Here is a 709-nt window from a genome sequence, read left to right as displayed (position 1 = left end):
CCCCCGTCGCCTTCGACGCCTCCACCCTCGAAATCTGGGGCGCCCTCCTCCACGGCTCCAAGCTCGTCCTCGCTCCTCCTCACTCGCTGTCTTTGGAAGAGCTGGGCTCGCTGCTCGTCCGCGAGGGCATCACCTCGCTCTGGCTCACCGCTGCCCTCTTCGAGCAGATGGTCGCCACCCAGCCCGTTGCGCTCGCTGGGGTGCGCCAGGTCCTCGCCGGTGGCGACGTCCTCCCGCCCTCCCGCGTCCGCGAGCACCTCGCTCGCATCCCTTCGGGCCACGTCCTCGTCAACGGCTACGGCCCCACCGAGAACACCACCTTCTCGGCCACTCATTCGCTGCGCCACGGCGACTTCGTCTCTCGCTCCGTCCCCATCGGCGCGCCTCTCTCCAACTCCTCCGCCTTCGTCCTCGACTCCTCCTTCCTGCCGACTCCTCCCGGCGTCCCGGGAGAGCTCTTCGTCGGTGGTGACGGCCTCGCCTGGGGCTATCTCAACCGCGCGGACCTCACCGCTGAGCGCTTCGTCCCGCACCCCTTCTCTTCTTCACCGGGTGCTCGCCTCTACCGCACCGGCGACCGCGTCCGCTGGCTCGCCAACGGCTCTCTCGAGTTCCTCGGCCGCTCCGACTTCCAGGTGAAGGTGCGCGGCTTCCGCATTGAGCTGGGCGAAGTCGAGGCCGCCGTCCGCCTCTTCTCCGGCATCCAGGA

General features: G+C 69.3%; 1 protein-coding gene. It reads left to right on the top strand.

Annotated elements, in window-relative coordinates; genetic code table 11:
• Nucleotides 1–709 (top strand): AMP-binding protein (locus tag G4D83_RS45240; protein ID WP_163871171.1); only part of this gene is annotated, 709 nt, incomplete at both ends.

Origin of the sequence: Myxococcus eversor (assembly GCF_010894455.1) — a bacterium.
Classification (GTDB): Bacteria; Myxococcota; Myxococcia; order Myxococcales; family Myxococcaceae; genus Myxococcus; species Myxococcus eversor.
The sequence above is the reverse complement of the archived record's forward strand: the minus strand, read 5'-3'. Positions and strand labels throughout refer to the sequence as shown.